We start from the raw sequence: 16,592 nt of genomic DNA on the forward strand, positions 1-16,592 counted from the left end.
GTCATTTTTACCGGACTTTTTGAACAACCTCTTTAAACAACTTTCCTATTGTACCAATTGAATTGCTATATGTAAAAAAAGAGATTCAATCACTTTTCAGAATATACCTAGCAAATAGAGTCTATAACCTGGAAAATCTCCCCATTTTTACGTGGAGAGATTTTCTGTACCATTATTCTGCTTCTTTAGCTGCTTTTAATGCTGCTTCGTAATTCGGGTGGTTTGTCACCTCTGAAAGGTATTCCACATATGTTACTTCATTTTTTGAATTGACAACAAAAACAGATCTTGAAAGTAAACGCAATTCCTTCATTAAAACGCCATACTTTTGACCAAAGTCAGCATCGCGATGATCTGACAGTGTATCAACCTTTTCGATACCATTAGCAGCACACCAGCGTTGCTGAGCAAAAGGTAAATCCATGCTAATTGTTAACACATGAACATTCTCCAATTTATCTGCTTCTTCATTGAATCTTCTAGTTTGATCGGAACAAACGCCTGTATCAATAGAAGGTACAACACTAATTAATTTAACCTTGCCATCATAATTACCAAGACTAACTTCTTCCAGTCCATTGGATAAGACGGTGAAATCTGGTGCTTTGTCCCCTACTTTTATTTCGGAGCCAACTAATGTAACAGGTTCTTGTTTGAAAGTAACATTTAACATAAAAATATATTCCTCCCTTTTAAACTCTCCTATTATTATGGCGGATGATCACGCCATCTGTCCAATAATAGCAGACGAGGAAATGTTAAATTTATGTGAAGTCAATAATTTATTTCAATTTACCATTACTTTGCCATTTCAAAACATCTATATATCATATTGGGATGGGTTGCTTTTTTCAGATTTCTCTTTTTTTTCTTCTTTTCTGGAGCCACCAGATTCTTTAATAATTTGTTGCACTTTTTCAATTACTTGGGGGGCAAAATCAATCATCTTTTCATATAAATGAGTGTTTTGGTCGAGATGAACCATTTTTATCCCCTGTTCACTAACAATTAGAAAGGCTACGGGAGTAATTGAAACACCGCCACCACTACCTCCACCAAATGGCAATGTAGCATTTGAATCTCCTTGTGACTGATTGGAATTAAATTCACTTCCCCCTGCTGCAAAACCGAATCCTAATTTAGATACCGGTATAATAAGACTTCCATCCGGTGATTTAACTGGATCACCAATAATCGTATTTACTTCCACCATTTTTTGCAAATTTTCCATTGCTGTAGTCATTAGTCCTTCAATCGGATGTTCGTCCGTCATGATTTTGCCTCCTAGTTTTGTAATTTAATTGGGGTTTTAATTATCTTTATAAGGCCATGTATAGCTTGCCCAAAACGGATAGATATCATGCACTCTAGGTCAGATTGTAGAAAACGTTGCTGGAAGTTGGGTTCTACATGTATATATGGCCTACATTTCAATTGAATCTTCTCAAATAGGAATCCAGTCAGAATCCCCTTTACTGACCATATCCCCCCACTCGCCATACCAGTAGTAAAAGCATCACCAGTACCTCCAGTTGTTACCCAACTGAAATGATGGACACGAACTTTTTGTAATATTTTATTGATGACCCGATTTAGATTCTTCCATGTTTGATGAATGGTTTTTATTTTCTCTGGGAAAGATTCAAAATTTAAATGATCCTCTATGTTTTTATGTTCTTTGACATCCGTGAGATCATATTTCTTTTTAAAAATTCTGATTCGCAACACAATAATAGAAAACGTGACAAACTGTTTATTAAGTTCATATGTATACTGAATGGAAATGACGATTTTCGAAAAAAACACGAGTAATAGTAATACAGCGATCAAACAAATAATAACCAGTAACATATATTGTACCAACTTTCCAATACAGTTCTTTTCCATCTATTCTGTAACAATTAACTTATATTTAAACGTTTTCTTTGTCATATTTGGTTGAATAGAACAGAAATGGTAGAATATAGGTAAGTTGACAATGGAGGGGTAATCATGGCTAATAGTAAGAAAAATATATTCTTTTATTATCATAAAGATGGTGAAACTGATTCAAAGGTAGAGACATTACATCGCCTTGCAGAAGAAAATGGCTTTCAAATTGTTGAACGTCATGAAGATGCTAGTATTATTGTTAGTATTGGGGGAGATGGTGCATTCCTGCAGGCAGTAAGAAAAACTGGATTTCGCCAGGACTGTATTTATACTGGAATTACTCGTGAAGGTCAGTCTGGGTTGTATTGTGACTTCAATATCGATAACTTTGATGATATGTTACACTCACTCCAACACGATGAGTTGGAAGTCAGACGCTTTCCCATTATCAAAACGCAGGTAAATGACGGTATAGAATTTTACTGTTTGAATGAAGTCACGATTCGTTCAACTATTGTAAAAACAATTGTTATTGATGTATCGATTGATGGGCAACATTTCGAAACGTTTCGTGGAGATGGATTAATTGTGGCTACACCAACAGGGAGTACAGGCTATACGAAATCTACCAATGGTGCAGTTATCGACCCACTAACTGCCTGTTACCAAGTTTCAGAAATTGCCTCTTTGAATAACAATCAATATCGTACACTTGGTTCTTCTTTTATATTAAACAATAATAGAAAGCTACAACTCGATATTATTCAAGATGGGAATGACCATCCAATAATTAGTCTTGATAATGAAGCACTACCGATACGAAAAACGCAATCCATTGAGGTTCTGATGGACGACAAAGTAATTAAAACAGTCAAATTAAAAAACAATACGTATTGGGACCGTATAAAACGGACATTTTTATAACCGGCTATTCGGTAGTCTATAATTTTTATAAAAACCTTCTATAAGAAGGTTTTTGTAATGGCTGTTTTTTAAAGTTTTGGAATGAGATTTCTCTTCCCAAGGTGATAATAGTTAAAAAAGCGTCCTACAACTTCACCAGTCCGGGTGAGCGGAGGGCGGTGACTCCTGCGGGAAAAGCACGTGTCCAAAATAAAACTTAATCAAACAGCTATAATACATAAATGTAAAAGAGCTACTCCTATTCTCAAGGAGTAGCTCTAGCCATATTTTATTTAATTATTTACTGGGAACCGCCAAACTGTTGTTCAGCCATTGAAACTAAACGTTTTGTAATTTCTCCACCAACAGAACCGTTAGCACGAGAAGTTGTATCTGCACCAAGTTGAACACCAAATTCTTGAGCAATTTCAACCTTCATTTGATCTAAAGCTTGTTGTACACCTGGAACTAGCAATTGATTTGAATTATTGTTATTTGCCATGTTAGTTCACCTCCTTGGTACTTATAGAATGTCACAAGGGTAAGTAAACCATGCAAAATTTTAATTGGTATTTGCTGTTAGTTTGACTATATTTTTCTAAAGTGATTGTTCAGCTTCATAATGACATCATAGGTTTAAAAACCACGTCATTAAAATAAGTCTGTAAAAGAATCTTCAACTTCTTTCTGGTCATTCACTTTAATTGTTTCGATTCCTTTAATTGCTTCTTCAATCGAAGCACTGAAATCATAGGTGGATTCATAGTAATTCACTTTACCACGCTTCGGCTTTGTTTTCGGTGATTTTGGAACGAAAATCGTACAACAGTCTTCATAAGGGAGTATCGATGTTTCGTACGTTCCAATTTCCTGTGAAATATGAATCACTTCCTGTTTATCCATCGTAACTAACGGACGAATAATCGGATAATTGGTAACTTCATTGATTGTATGCATACTGTCCATTGTTTGACTTGCCACCTGGCCAAGATTTTCACCAGTTGCCAATGAAAGAATCGATTCATTCTCACATACACGTTCACTAATCCGGAACATCATCCGGCGCATAATCGTCATCGCATAATCGTCAGGCATTTCTCGGAAAATTTCCTGTTGCAACTTTGTAAACGGTACAATATGAACTTTAATTGACTTACCATATTTTGTCAGTTGTTTTGTCAGATCAAGTACTTTTTGTTTAGCGCGTTCGCTTGTGAATGGTGGAGAATGGAAATGAATAGCTTCCAGCTGTACTCCCCGCTTCATTGAAAGGTAGCCTGCAACTGGACTGTCAATTCCACCTGATAAAAGCAATAAGGATTTACCAGATGTACCAACAGGTAAACCACCAAGTCCTGGAACGACATTTGAAGTAATATAGGTTGCTTCCAATCTGATTTCCACTTTAATTGCTAAATCCGGATGATGGACATCAACAAGAATATCTTTCGTGTTTTTAAGCAAATGGCCACCAAGAATTTGATTCATTTCCATCGCGCGGACAGGAAAATCTTTATTAATTCGCTTTACAGTTACTTTAAATTTGTGGACATCTTCAGTATTATTTAATGCATATAATGCTGCTTCTTTAATTTTCTCCAAATCATTTTCTACTTTGATTGCCAGGCTCAGACTATGGATACCAAAAACTTTTTGTAGTTTATCCATAATTGGTTCGGGATCATGTCCGTTTAATAAAACAAACATTCTGCCCTGTGTACGTTTCACCTTAACATTTGGAAATTCTTTCACTTTTTGCTGGATATTCTCCTGTAATCGGATAATAAACTGCTTAATATTTTTACCCTTTAAAGCCATTTCTCCATAACGGATTAATATATGATCATATTGCATAGTTATCTACTCCAGTGCTTCTTTAAATTGTTTCATTGCTTTTGCCAATGCTTTCGTAAAAATTTCCATTTCTTGCATTGTATTTTGATAAGAAAGGCTGACGCGCAGTGCAGATGTTGATCTATCACGAGTAAAACCACAGGCAGAAAGTACTTTGCTTTCATCCTTTAATTTTGATGAACAAGCAGATTTTGTTGAGATAAAAATATCCTGTTCGCCGAGCATATGAATAATTACTTCTGGTTTTATTCCCGGTACAGACATATTAATGATATGGGGTGCAGCATGTTCTGGTGTATTAACCTCTACCCCATCCATCTTCTTTAGTTCACCCAACAAATAGCTTTGCATGTCATATAAATGCTGGACATCATTTTTTTCATTTTCTTTTATCATGCGTAACGCCTTCACAAATGCTACCGAACCAGCAAGATTCTCCGTCCCGGATCTTCGTGTCTGCTCCTGATTCCCGCCATGAAATAGCGGGAATAACTTAATACGCCTGTTTACGTATAACATACCCGTTCCTTTTAACCCATGAATTTTATGTCCGGAAAAGGTACATAAATCGATCCCACTATCCTTTAATTTCAGTGGAATCTTACCAAGACTTTGTACAGCATCCACATGAAAGAATAATTTGGGATTATTTTTTGCTATTTTCCCGATCTCTTGGACAGGCTGTACGGAACCTGTTTCATTATTTACATGCATAATGCTGATTAAGATTGTATCATGTCGAATCGCTTTTTCTAAATCATCTACTGATACTACACCATTTTTGTCTACTGGTAAATAGGTTACGTCAAATCCAAGTGTTTCGAGACTTTTGCATGTTTCATCTATCGAAGCATGCTCAATGTCAGACGTAATAATATGTTTCCCCCGGCCCTGATGTTCAAACGCAATTCCTTTAATAGCCGTATTATTCCCTTCCGTTCCACCTGATGTAAAAACAATTTCCTCTGGTTCAATTCCAAGGATTCCAGCCGCCTGTCTTTTAGCTGTTAACAGAAGTTTCTCTGCCGTTCCACCCAGTTGATGGATAGATGAAGGATTGGCAAAAAAATTACTGGATACTTGCTGAAAGCTTTCAAGGACAGCAGTATCTGGTTTAGTTGTTGCACTGTTATCTAAATAAATCATCCTGAAAATCTCCTCACTTGATACGAACAAAAGCGCAAGTGCCCGGTTAGCTACGTATGAACATATCCCTGAGCGTCGTAGATAAAGGAAACACGATGAACGATAGTGAATCGATGTTGACTTATCGCACAGAGGTGAAGGAAGTCCAATACGCTTAAGCACTTGAGCTGGCCGTGGCAGTTTATGTCCGTAAAATAATTGCAATCAATTTTTATGGTAAGTTTATATCTTTGCTATCTTCTAAACAAAAATGTGAGGCTGACCTAAGAAATCGGATAATCCAATTTCTTAGTGCCAGCCCCTTCGTTTATTACTTATTCATCATGACGGTTTGGTTCTCTTCAATCCGTTTTAAGGAACCAGGCTCTACCTCTTCTATAGCTTTTGCAGCATTTTCGAGTGACAGTTCATATTCATATGCCCGAAATAAACGCTCTGCTTCTTGTAGTTTTGCTGCAAGAATCGCATTTTGGCGGCGGTATCGGTTTGCATATTGAATAACCTGCTCTGTTAAATAAGCTTGTTCCAACATCACTTCCACTTGTTCTGCTGTTTGGTCAAGCGAAATCTTGGCCTCTGATAATGCTTTTTGCACATTTTTCATATCGAGGGGATACTTCTCCAGGGCTTGGATAACTCGATCGTTTTTGGATAAAGCAGTCTCAAAACTCGACCAAATATAGTTCGGGACACCCGGAATATTACTTTTCTTCATTTTCCTATTTAAATAGGAAAGTTGGTTACGCATTTCTGCAAGCTTTTCTCTGGCTTCCAATTCATCTTTACGCAGATTTTGAATGCTTTTTTTAAACTCTTCGTGTTTTGATTTCAGTTCTTCTATTTTTTGGAAGCCCTCTTCAACCTGTATACGTAATTCTGTATGAGATTTACCGTCCTTTTCCATTTCCTCAGAAAGCTTATTAAGTTGTTCAACTAACTTGGAAATGGTTGTACCAACAGATAGAAATCCATCTAATTCGTTATTCTCTACATAATATGCTTTTTTTATTTCTTCTACTTCGTGTTTTGTCGCATCAAACGTACCGGTGAGTTCACCCAAGGAATGTTCATATTCAGGTATATGTGTTTCTAAATAGTTTCTTGCATGTGCTTCTGTTTCGAGCAAGTCATACATTTCCTTCATTCTTTCTTCGGCTTCAATTATCATTTCTTCTGCATTTGTCATGTCAGCTTCTTCCAATTGATGAAGTAATTCTGAAAGCTTTTCCTGATATGTATGTATTTCTTTTTCCAATCCAAGGTGTTCTACACGATAACCTTCTTCATCCATTTCTTTCAGACCAGAAAGCAGATTATCAAATTGTGAAGGTAAATCATGTTTGCATTTTTTGTAAACAGTCGGAAACTCAGTTATCTCCTCTTCCAATAGTTGGATGTCTGATTTAAGCTCCGTAATCAAGTCGTTTGCTTCCATATAGTCGCCTGCATCCACTAAGTCGTAATAGGACGCTAGTCTTGTGTCCATTTCATCCAGGCTACTGTCAAAGAACTTCTCCGCCTTACCGTATTGGTAACGACTTTGTGAAATCATTTTGCGTAATGCTTTAATTGTTGGTGCAAGTTCGCCTGCTTCTTTTCTGCTTGTCTTTTCAGATTCCAGAAGTTCATCAAGCTCGTTTAGTATCGTTTCAATGCTTTTTTCAATACCTTTTAGTGTTTCTTCGCCTTCGCTCAGGATTAACTTAGCTTTATTAATACGAAAACGATCAGCAGCTTCTTCTGCATCAAATAGATGCTCTTCAATATTCGGGAGTTCGCTAGTGAGTATATTTTCCCAATGTTCTTTCCAGGCTTCAAACTTCACCTGTGTTTCTCCAGATAGATTTAACGCCTTAATCTTGCTGAGCTGTTTAGCAACATCACGCCCCATAATATCCATTTTCCAGTTCTCCAGACGATCAACCCCGTCATAGATTCTTTTCCTTAAAATTAAACCAATGATAATTAGTACGATTATTATTAAAATTATTCCGATGACGAAACCCATAAAATGCCTCCCAACCAGTTTTCCCAAAAAGAGGTTTCCTTCTATATTTAATTAATTAGTTAAGTAATTGAATGTATTTTACATTTAAATAAACATTAATCTTATAAACACAATACTTATGATACCACGTAACATGCATTTTTGGCTAAAAAAATACAAAAAAATTACCATTTTGTCACGTTTCTTCATTCATTTGTAAATTCGACATATATTTCTCCGAATAAATTCCTTTTTCTATTATAAAGTGAACCCATTGTTGAATCGTAGTTACATATTTCCTGACAAAAACCTGATGCGAATAATCACCAATGACCTGTTCTTTCCATTCACTATGTAGAATATATGGTGTAATAAACATTCCTTTTAGCTGCAGCAATAAATACTGTCGCGTCTCCCCCTTTACCCGCCCATCAATCGCATCGAAGAAAGTCTGTTTTATATAGTAATTTTCCTTTGCTAAGTATGTGACAGCCATTTCTCGAACAAATACAGAGTCGAGTGAAAGCTCCCGTTGAATAAAACATGTTAATTGATGATTGCTTTGTTTATAATGTATAATAGTAAAAATCAAATCATGTAGTTTTTCCAAAGGAGTAAAGGAATCTGTTTTTGTCATTGCTTCTTCCAGTGTTTTTAAGTAATCCTCGTAGTAGTTGGTTACAGCATACTCCAAAAGACCTTGCTTGCCTTTAAAGTAATAGCTGATCAATGACACATTGACAGAGGCTTTTTCAGCAATATCTCTAACGGATGTCCCGTGAAAACCTTTCTGGAAAAACAATGAAGAAGCAGCATCAATCACTTTTTGTCTAGTTGGGTTCTTTTTCACTATTATTCATCTCCTTATAACACAATTACGACAATGAACCCATAAAATCCTGCAATTTCTTCTCGACAAAATGCATGGATAATGTTGAATTTTGCTAGATACATATCGTTACTTAGGGAGGGATTTTCTTGTTTCAATCAACATTATATTCCGGTGTTAAAGAAAAAGATTATGAGCTATTAATTAACCAATTGGACGCATTAACAGATGGAGAGAAAGATGAAATTGCTATTCTTTCTAATGCCTCAGCATTATTAAATCAGTTCCTTGCAGAGGTAAACTGGGTCGGTTTTTATTTATGGAAAGCGAACGAACTGGTTCTCGGACCCTTCCAAGGCCTTCCAGCGTGCATTCGCATCACATCAGGAAAAGGTGTCTGTGGTACTGCCGTGGAAGAACGCAAAACACAGCGTATTGCGGATGTTCATCAGTTTCCAGGACATATTGCCTGTGATGGTGCAAGCAAGTCAGAAATCGTTGTACCAATTATTATACACGACCAAATATATGGTGTACTTGATATTGACAGCCCAATCAATGATCGATTTGATGAAACAGACCAAATCTATCTTGAAAAGTTTGTAGCTATATTAGTGAAACATCTCGGGTAATAGCAAGTATAACAAACTAGCAGCCGTATAGCCTCTCAGGCTGTCTTTATTTTTTTGGAATAATGAACGTACGTATGGGCTTGACATTAGTCTAATAAAATTATATACTACTCTTTGTGTAAAATAATTAGGTAGCCTAAGTGAACCGACGCTGGCACCCATTTTGTTCCTTTAGAGTGGCTAGAAGGCCACCAAGGTGTATCGTGTAACTCTCTGCTGCTGGAGCGATGGTACAGGAAAACAAAATGGACTGGTGCAGGAACTCACGCGTTTTATTTTATGCAAATAAAACACTTAAAGGAGAATGACATTATGTCTCGTTATACTGGATCAATATGGAAGAAATCACGTCGTCTTGGAATTTCATTAACTGGAACTGGTAAGGAATTAGATAAACGCCCTTACGCTCCTGGTCAACATGGACCGAACTCACGCAGAAAAATCTCTGAATACGGCTTGCAAATGCAAGAGAAGCAAAAACTACGCTTCATGTATGGATTGAACGAACGTCAATACAAAAACTTGTTCGTTAAAGCTGGTAAAATGAAAGGTATTCATGGTGAGAACTTCATGATCTTACTTGAATCCCGCCTTGATAACCTCGTTTACCGCCTTGGCCTTGCACGTACTCGCAGACAAGCACGTCAATTAGTAAACCACGGTCACATTCTTGTTGATGGCAAACGCGTTGATATTCCATCATACGCAGTAGCACCTGGTCAAGTAATTGGCTTGCGTGAAAAATCTCAAAAGCTTGATATTATTAAAGAATCAATCGAAGCAAACAGCTTTGTACCTGAATATACAACTTTTGATGCTGAGAAATTTGAAGGAACTTACACTCGTTACCCTGAGCGTTCTGAACTTCCAGCAGAAATTAACGAAGCACTTATCGTTGAGTTCTACTCACGTTAATAGAACTGCTTTGTGAAAAGTAGTATTTCAAACCCTAGAAACCTTGTGTTATATCAAGTGTTCTAGGGTTTTTTATGTATAAAGGTTTCCGAATCCCCCACTTGATTAGGGGAACAATTGGGAGATTTTTAAAAAAGTAAAACGTGGGTCAGTACACATTATATTTTTACAGTAGTAGTTGAAATTTACATAATCTTCTATACGCACCATCCCAGCTTACAAGAGGCTTTTTTTATGCCGTTTATTATTCCATTAGTAACAGTGTAATATCCTAAAATGACTACTATTCCAAGTGTTTGAAGTTCTTCCCCAGGTCTTTGCACCCCTCACTTCGAGGTATCAGTGTATGTATGCCTCTCAGGCACTTTACGTGAAATGCAAAAACGGATCTACCATTTCTATCGTCCCCTCTGATTACTTTTACATTAAATAACCCATGATTATACGATAAACAAACTGCCATTGTCAATCATAAAAATGCAATATTTTAGATTATGTGATAATATATAATTAGAATAGTTTTAAGATAGCATTTGAAAATCGCACGCAACCTCTTCCAGATAGAATTTGAGTACGATTTTTTAATTTGAAAACTTATTTTCATTCCATTCGATCAAATGACTCTATTGAAAGCAGGCTAATTAGAAAGTAATAGGTATCAAAATAAATACCTAAATATTTTATATAAGGAGAGTGGGTTAGTGAATTTAATTAATGAAGAAATAACTCATAAAGTATTTGGTGAAGGAAATATCGTGGATCAAGACGAATCTATTATTACCATTAATTTTAAAGAAGATACTAAAAAATTCGTTTACCCTGATGCTTTTGGAAATTTTATCACATTAAATGACCAGAATACTGCAAAATCTTTGAAGAAAGTCCTTTTGAAAAGGGAATTGGAAGAAGAAGCACTTGAAAGGAAACATGAAGAAGAAAAAGATCGACAGGCGCTTGAACAACAGCGTAGGGAAAAACTGAAGAACTTTAAAATTCACGAAAGCTCACAAATTGTTTTCTGGCTGGACGAAGAAGAACAACAAAATGTATTTACCGACTGGCAAGTATTTACTGGCAGGGTTCAAAACGGAAAAAATAAAGGTCAGCCAAACAGAGCAACTCGTTTGCGTCCGAACAGCGCCGGTCTTCTGACTGCAAGAGAGTCGGATCAAACAGAAACAGAAAGACGGATTCTCGGCCTCTATATGGTAAATGAAACGTTTTCCGGCAATCTGAGCGATGATGGAATGGTTCCGTCCCATACAGAATATAGAATCGAGCTCACCGATCAAGAAGCAGAGAAAATGCTCTTCTGGAATTATTATATCAATAAGAACTATCCACATCGAACTACATGGAATACTGGTGAATATCGTTATTTTGATAATGTTTGGACTGCTCAAATCTTAAAAGATATCATTGCATTAAAAACGGATGAAGAGCAAATCAAAGAAGCTAAATATTTTCTGAAATACTTCTGTCAAATGAATGCCCTTGACATGGATAACATCCCAGAGGCGAACGGAGCTTTAAAGCAATAATAATCAGATGAGATATAGGAACGGTTCACATGATCTGAAAAATATGTCAAACAACTTCCTTCCCTAAGCTTTCCCTCTGCTTAGGAGGAAGTGATTAAACTTTTGTGTGTTTGGGCATCTCTATTTCACAATCTGGTGCGTTTTTGGGAGACCGTTTTTATTGAAAATTAATCAAATTCGTATAAAAATTATAACATTTTGATTCCAATAACTATGTTTTATAATCTTTGATCATCCAGAAGGTATGAAGTGGTAAACAGTCTGTCATTCATTCGTACACTTTTTATCATGAGGTGGTAAAAACTATGTCAAGGATGGTACATTTCATTGGCTTTAATCAGACTTATCCCTAAAGCGCCTACAAATGGATGGCGATAAATAGCGCTAGAAGTTACGCCGTGTGTATCTCGGAATACGAATATTATAAAGTAACAAAATTGTAAAAAGAGCAAAAGAAATGGATAAAAAATGGCAAGGCAGTTTATGACTAACTGACCTTGCCATTTGTTTTATTGAAATGTAATTAGTGAGTATTTCTTCTTCCCACGACGAATAATTGTAAAGATATCTTCAATCCGGTCATCTTCTTTAACAACATACTCCAATTCCTGTTGTCTTTCCCCATTAATATAGATGGCACCGCTCTTGATATCTTCCCTTGCTTGTCGCTTAGATGAAGATATGGAGGCATTGACTAAAAGATCAATTAGACCAATCTCTTCCTTTTTAGCTTCAAAAGTAGGAACATCCTTGAATCCTTGTTCAATGTCACTAGCAGATAATTGTTTCAAATCTCCACTGAACAATGCTTGAGAAATCTTCTCCGCCTGTTGCAACGCTTCTTCACTATGAACAGTTTTCGTCATCTCTTCTGCTAAACGTCTTTGAGCAACACGGTTTTCAGGTCGATTCAGAACTTCATCTTCAAGTTCAGCAATTACTGCTTCCGAAAGAAATGTGAAGTAACGAGTAAATTTAATCACATCACGGTCATCTGTATTTATCCAGAATTGGTAAAACTCGTATGGTGTTGTCTTCTCTGCATCAAGCCATACAGCATTACCTGCAGTTTTTCCAAATTTTGTACCATCTGCTTTTGTAATTAATGGAACTGTTAGGCCAAATACTTTTATATCCTCATCTTGATTTTCCCTAGAGCGACGAATTAGTTCCATACCGGCAGTGATATTTCCCCACTGGTCACTGCCACCGATTTGAAGTGTGCAATTTTCCTGTTCGTATAGTTTAAGGAAGTCCAGAGACTGTAGAATCATATAGCTGAATTCTGTAAATGTAATTCCTTTTTCAATCCGGGCTGAGACAGATTCCTTTGCTAGCATATAGTTGATACCAAAGTGTTTTCCAGCATCGCGAAGGAAATCGATAATTGTCATACTGCCAAGCCAATCATGATTATTGCGGGATTCGACCGGATTATGCTCTGTATCCAAGTCAACGAGCTTTGCAATTTGCGCTTGAATTTTATCTGCATATCCTTGCACCACTTCACTTGTATTCAATGAACGCTCACTTGATCTGCCACTTGGATCACCAATCATTCCCGTGCCTCCACCGACAAGAGCAATTGGTTTATGTCCTGCTTTTTGAAAACGCATCAGCATGGTTAACGGAACTAAATGGCCAATATGTAAACTGTCTGCTGTAGGGTCAAATCCACAGTATAATGTTATTTGATTTTCCTTTAAATGTTTTTCCAACCCTTCTCGATCGGTTGTTTGATGGATCAATCCACGACTTTCTAAATCCTGTAAAATATTCATTTTTTCACACTCCATTATTATTTTTAAAAGCAAAAAAACCCGTCCCCTATCTAATGATAAGGGACGAGTTTAACACGCGGTACCACCCTTGTTGCTAAAATTAGCCACTTGGGATTGTTAACGATGTCTCCACCGTTCTTATGAGATGTTTCAAATCATAAGAAAATGCTCCAGATTGTAATTCACCTGCAAATATATTCTGGCTTGCACCTGCCGCCAGCTCTCTAGTATAGGGATTTGCCAAGCTACTGCGATCGTTCATAGCAATAAAGTATAATATATTCATATCACAAATGTAGTGAAAGTTCAATATATCTCTTTTTTAAAATTATACAACAAAAAATGCACTTATGCTATAATTATAAAAGAATTCTAGGGGGTTTACAAATGAATTTTAAAGAAAAGTTTCAATTATACAGGAACAAAGCTAAAACATTATGGAAGACAGGAAAAGTTCAGCGCTCGTCAAGAATCACTTATGATGTTGCCTGGAACATTATCTTATTCGGTCTAGTAGTTGGCTTTGTTCTACTTATATTTGCCGGTGGTGTTGGTGCAGGCTATTTTGCATCGCTTGTAAAAGATGAGCCACTCCGCAGTAAAGAAACGATGACACAGGATATTTATAATTATTCGGAAACATCAAAGCTCTACTTTGCAGACAATGTCTATTTTGGGGATATAAGGTCCGATCTTTACCGAGAAGAGACATCGTTGGATAATATCTCTCCTACCCTTCTTCAGGCCGTAATTGCCACAGAAGATCAATATTTTTCAGATCACCATGGAGTTGTACCAAAGGCAATATTGCGTGCAGTTGTTCAGGAAGTGACGAACTCCTCCACCCAAACTGGTGGGAGTACACTAACACAGCAGTTGATTAAAAATCAAATTCTGACCAATGAAGTTTCCTTTGAAAGAAAGGCGAAAGAAATTTTACTTGCTATGCGTCTAGAACAGTTCCTCGAAAAAGATGATATTCTTGAAGCTTATTTAAATATAATTCCATATGGTCGTAATTCTTCAGGCAGAAATATTGCTGGTGTCCAAACAGCTGCACAGGGGATTTTCGGAATTAATGCGGATGAAGTAAATCTTGCACAGGCTGCATATCTTGCTGGACTTCCACAAAGCCCTTCTGCATATACTCCTTTTGTAAATACCGGAGGGTTAAAGGATGAAGCAGGCATCCAAGCCGGATTAAATCGTATGCAAACGGTGCTGAACCGGATGCATGATATGGAATATATTACAAAGGAAGAACTGGATGAAGCCCTTGCATATGATATAGTTGCAGATTTTAAAGGAGATGTTCCCTCTCCAAATGAGAAATACCCATACTTGACGGCCGAAATTGAAAAAGAGGCAAGAAAAATTATTAAAGATATATTATTAAAAGAAGATGGATATACGAAAGAAGATATAAAAGCTGATTCCGACCTCAACACAGAATATGATCAACTTGCTGAACGAGCAATGAGAATGAATGGATATAAAATTCATTCCACGATCGACAAGGAAATTTATGATGCTTTCCAAGAGGTCGCCCAGAATTATGAACATTACGGACGGGACAGAACATTTACTGAGATTAATAATGAAACTGGAGAATCGGTTGAAGTTACAGAGAAAGTTCAACCTGGTGGGATGCTGATTGAGAATAATACAGGCAGAATTATAAGTTTTGTCGGTGGCCGTGGATACAGTGAAGACAATCAGATTAATTATGCATTTAGTGAACGTCAGCCTGGAAGCACCATCAAGCCACTTATTGACTATGCACCAGCAATGGAAATGGGGCTCACACAACCAGCTACAGCAATTGCAGATGTGAAGCAAACATTCTACTTTCCAGGCAATGCTCCATACAATGACGTCGGAAACTATGGTGGTGGCTTTCATGGGATTGTCTCAGCTCGAACTGCACTTGCCAATTCCTATAATATTCCTGCAGTGGCAACCTATTTAAAAGTTTATAATCATAATCCTACTGAATATCTCGAGAAAATGGGAATTTCATTAACGGATAGTGAAAAAAGTTATCCATCACTTGCACTTGGTGGAATGGACTACGGAATAACCGTCGAGCAAAATACCAATGCTTTTGCAACTTTTGGAAACAACGGAAAGTTTGCGGATGCCTATATGATCGAAAAAATTGTTACGAATGATGGTGACATCATCTATGAACATGAAACCGATCCAGTGGATGTTTTCACACCACAAACAAACTATTTAACTGTCGATATGATGCGAGATGTTGTTACAAATGGTACTGCAAGGTATCTTAATTCAAGGTTGAAACATGGGACTGTTGACTGGGCTGGAAAAACCGGGACATCGAGTGACTACCATGATTCATGGTTTATCGCTACAAACCCCAACGTAACTATGGGAACAAGGATCGGGTATAAAACAAATTCATCTATTAATGACAGGTCCTATCCATTAAGTTACAGCCAACGGAATCTAAACCTTTGGGCACAGCTGATTAATGTTGCAAGCGACATCCGACCAGAACTTGTCGCACCAACCGAACGTTTTGAACGACCAGATGGAATCGTGGAAAAAAGTTATTGTGCCATTTCTGGAATGCTTCCTTCCGAGCTATGCTCACAAGCAGGCCTGGTTAAAACAGATATATTCAATGCAAAATTCGTCCCTACAGAGGTTGATGACAGCTTAATTAAGAGTGGAAATGGCCTCATGTTTAACCCCGAATGGCTGGAACGAACGGGATATAATAAATTCAGTGATCTGACACAACTTTATCCAAATGAAAATTGGAAAAAAATCAGACTACCAGGTGATAAAACCGAAGAAGATGTTTCACCAACTAAAGATGAAGATGCAGAGAAACCTATTGAAACCAATAACAATGAAAATAAAGTAAACGAAACATCGGAAAATGAGAATGAAGAAACAGCTGAATAAGCATCTAATTAAGTACAGAAAGGGAGCGAATTTGCTCCCTTTTTTTATTTACCAACGTTATTTATACATTTATGTTTTTACCCCGACCCTAACATCCCCTTCAATAAATGATATTCTAAACAACTTTCACAAAATACTAAAAATAATATGAAGATTCCTGTATAATGAAATTGTAAGTGTATTAAATTAGGTGGTGTA

Annotated in this window: 14 protein-coding genes and 1 other annotated feature; of the genes, 5 read left to right on the forward strand and 9 right to left on the reverse strand. The window is 36.9% G+C overall.

What is annotated here, in order from left to right:
• Nucleotides 1–172: 172 nt before the first annotated feature.
• From tpx to BV906_RS02705, 3 genes are all read right to left on the reverse strand, one after another.
• Nucleotides 173–673 carry a thiol peroxidase gene (gene tpx, locus BV906_RS02695; protein ID WP_087971922.1) on the reverse strand — a complete coding sequence of 167 codons (501 nt, stop codon included), beginning with the start codon at nt 671–673 and terminating at the stop codon, nt 173–175.
• A gap of 147 nt (nt 674–820) precedes the next feature.
• Nucleotides 821–1,273 carry a GerW family sporulation protein gene (gene ytfJ, locus BV906_RS02700; RefSeq protein ID WP_087971923.1) on the reverse strand — a complete coding sequence of 151 codons (453 nt, stop codon included), beginning with the start codon at nt 1,271–1,273 and terminating at the stop codon, nt 821–823.
• An 11-nt stretch (nt 1,274–1,284) separates the two neighbouring features.
• Nucleotides 1,285–1,887: a DUF2953 domain-containing protein gene (locus BV906_RS02705; RefSeq protein ID WP_087971924.1), complete on the reverse strand. Its 603-nt coding sequence runs from the start codon at nt 1,885–1,887 to the stop codon at nt 1,285–1,287.
• 105 nt (nt 1,888–1,992) lie between these two features.
• Here BV906_RS02705 and BV906_RS02710 point away from each other — a divergent pair, with 105 nt between their 5' ends.
• Nucleotides 1,993–2,796: an NAD kinase gene (locus tag BV906_RS02710; RefSeq protein ID WP_087971925.1), complete on the forward strand. Its 804-nt coding sequence runs from the start codon at nt 1,993–1,995 to the stop codon at nt 2,794–2,796.
• Between the two features lie 280 nt (nt 2,797–3,076).
• Here the strand turns inward: BV906_RS02710 and BV906_RS02715 are convergent, their stop codons facing one another.
• The 5 genes from BV906_RS02715 to refZ form a co-directional block, all read right to left on the reverse strand.
• Nucleotides 3,077–3,277, reverse strand: coding sequence for an alpha/beta-type small acid-soluble spore protein (locus BV906_RS02715; protein WP_087971926.1), 201 nt, complete (start codon nt 3,275–3,277; stop codon nt 3,077–3,079).
• A 149-nt stretch (nt 3,278–3,426) separates the two neighbouring features.
• A complete protein-coding gene (gene thiI, locus BV906_RS02720; protein ID WP_087971927.1) occupies nt 3,427–4,629 on the reverse strand; it encodes a tRNA uracil 4-sulfurtransferase ThiI in 1,203 nt (400 codons plus the stop codon).
• Between the two features lie 6 nt (nt 4,630–4,635).
• Nucleotides 4,636–5,775 carry a cysteine desulfurase family protein gene (locus BV906_RS02725; RefSeq protein WP_087971928.1) on the reverse strand — a complete coding sequence of 380 codons (1,140 nt, stop codon included), beginning with the start codon at nt 5,773–5,775 and terminating at the stop codon, nt 4,636–4,638.
• Between the two features lie 310 nt (nt 5,776–6,085).
• Complete coding sequence (gene ezrA, locus BV906_RS02730) at nt 6,086–7,783, reverse strand: septation ring formation regulator EzrA (protein WP_087971929.1); 1,698 nt, start codon at nt 7,781–7,783, stop codon at nt 6,086–6,088.
• A gap of 175 nt (nt 7,784–7,958) precedes the next feature.
• Nucleotides 7,959–8,612 (reverse strand): forespore capture DNA-binding protein RefZ, encoded by a 654-nt coding sequence (refZ, locus tag BV906_RS02735; protein WP_087971930.1) that lies wholly within the window; start codon nt 8,610–8,612, stop codon nt 7,959–7,961.
• A 128-nt stretch (nt 8,613–8,740) separates the two neighbouring features.
• Between refZ and BV906_RS02740 the strand changes: the two genes are divergently transcribed.
• The 3 genes from BV906_RS02740 to BV906_RS02750 all read left to right on the forward strand — a co-directional run bounded on the left by BV906_RS02740 (nt 8,741) and on the right by BV906_RS02750 (nt 11,679).
• Nucleotides 8,741–9,223: a GAF domain-containing protein gene (locus tag BV906_RS02740; protein WP_087971931.1), complete on the forward strand. Its 483-nt coding sequence runs from the start codon at nt 8,741–8,743 to the stop codon at nt 9,221–9,223.
• 312 nt (nt 9,224–9,535) lie between these two features.
• On the forward strand, nt 9,536–10,138 hold the full coding sequence (rpsD, locus tag BV906_RS02745) for a 30S ribosomal protein S4 (RefSeq protein ID WP_087971932.1): 603 nt from the start codon (nt 9,536–9,538) through the stop codon (nt 10,136–10,138).
• 701 nt (nt 10,139–10,839) lie between these two features.
• Nucleotides 10,840–11,679: a malate synthase gene (locus tag BV906_RS02750; RefSeq protein ID WP_087971933.1), complete on the forward strand. Its 840-nt coding sequence runs from the start codon at nt 10,840–10,842 to the stop codon at nt 11,677–11,679.
• A gap of 509 nt (nt 11,680–12,188) precedes the next feature.
• Here BV906_RS02750 and tyrS read toward each other — a convergent pair.
• Complete coding sequence (gene tyrS / locus BV906_RS02755) at nt 12,189–13,460, reverse strand: tyrosine--tRNA ligase (protein ID WP_087971934.1); 1,272 nt, start codon at nt 13,458–13,460, stop codon at nt 12,189–12,191.
• 56 nt (nt 13,461–13,516) lie between these two features.
• Nucleotides 13,517–13,731, reverse strand: a binding site (T-box leader).
• Between the two features lie 116 nt (nt 13,732–13,847).
• On the opposite strand from tyrS, the gene BV906_RS02765 reads away from it, so the two are divergent.
• Entirely contained in the window at nt 13,848–16,394 is a 2,547-nt protein-coding gene (locus BV906_RS02765) for a transglycosylase domain-containing protein (RefSeq protein ID WP_087971936.1), read from the forward strand.
• Nucleotides 16,395–16,592: the final 198 nt, after the last annotated feature.

It is taken from the genome of Oceanobacillus rekensis (assembly GCF_002153375.1).
Classification (GTDB): Bacteria; Bacillota; Bacilli; order Bacillales; family Amphibacillaceae; genus Oceanobacillus; species Oceanobacillus rekensis.

What these genes read in the sequence shown, in the direction of transcription:
- BV906_RS02725 (WP_087971928.1), bottom strand. Translation starts at nt 5,775, where the DNA reads ATGATTTATTTAGATAACAGTGCAACAACTAAACCAGATACTGCTGTC.
- ytfJ (WP_087971923.1), bottom strand. Translation starts at nt 1,273, where the DNA reads ATGACGGACGAACATCCGATTGAAGGACTAATGACTACAGCAATGGAA.
- tyrS (WP_087971934.1), bottom strand. Translation starts at nt 13,460, where the DNA reads ATGAATATTTTACAGGATTTAGAAAGTCGTGGATTGATCCATCAAACA.
- BV906_RS02715 (WP_087971926.1), bottom strand. Translation starts at nt 3,277, where the DNA reads ATGGCAAATAACAATAATTCAAATCAATTGCTAGTTCCAGGTGTACAA.
- BV906_RS02705 (WP_087971924.1), bottom strand. Translation starts at nt 1,887, where the DNA reads ATGGAAAAGAACTGTATTGGAAAGTTGGTACAATATATGTTACTGGTT.
- ezrA (WP_087971929.1), bottom strand. Translation starts at nt 7,783, where the DNA reads ATGGGTTTCGTCATCGGAATAATTTTAATAATAATCGTACTAATTATC.
- thiI (WP_087971927.1), bottom strand. Translation starts at nt 4,629, where the DNA reads ATGCAATATGATCATATATTAATCCGTTATGGAGAAATGGCTTTAAAG.
- BV906_RS02710 (WP_087971925.1), top strand. Translation starts at nt 1,993, where the DNA reads ATGGCTAATAGTAAGAAAAATATATTCTTTTATTATCATAAAGATGGT.
- tpx (WP_087971922.1), bottom strand. Translation starts at nt 673, where the DNA reads ATGTTAAATGTTACTTTCAAACAAGAACCTGTTACATTAGTTGGCTCC.
- BV906_RS02765 (WP_087971936.1), top strand. Translation starts at nt 13,848, where the DNA reads ATGAATTTTAAAGAAAAGTTTCAATTATACAGGAACAAAGCTAAAACA.
- rpsD (WP_087971932.1), top strand. Translation starts at nt 9,536, where the DNA reads ATGTCTCGTTATACTGGATCAATATGGAAGAAATCACGTCGTCTTGGA.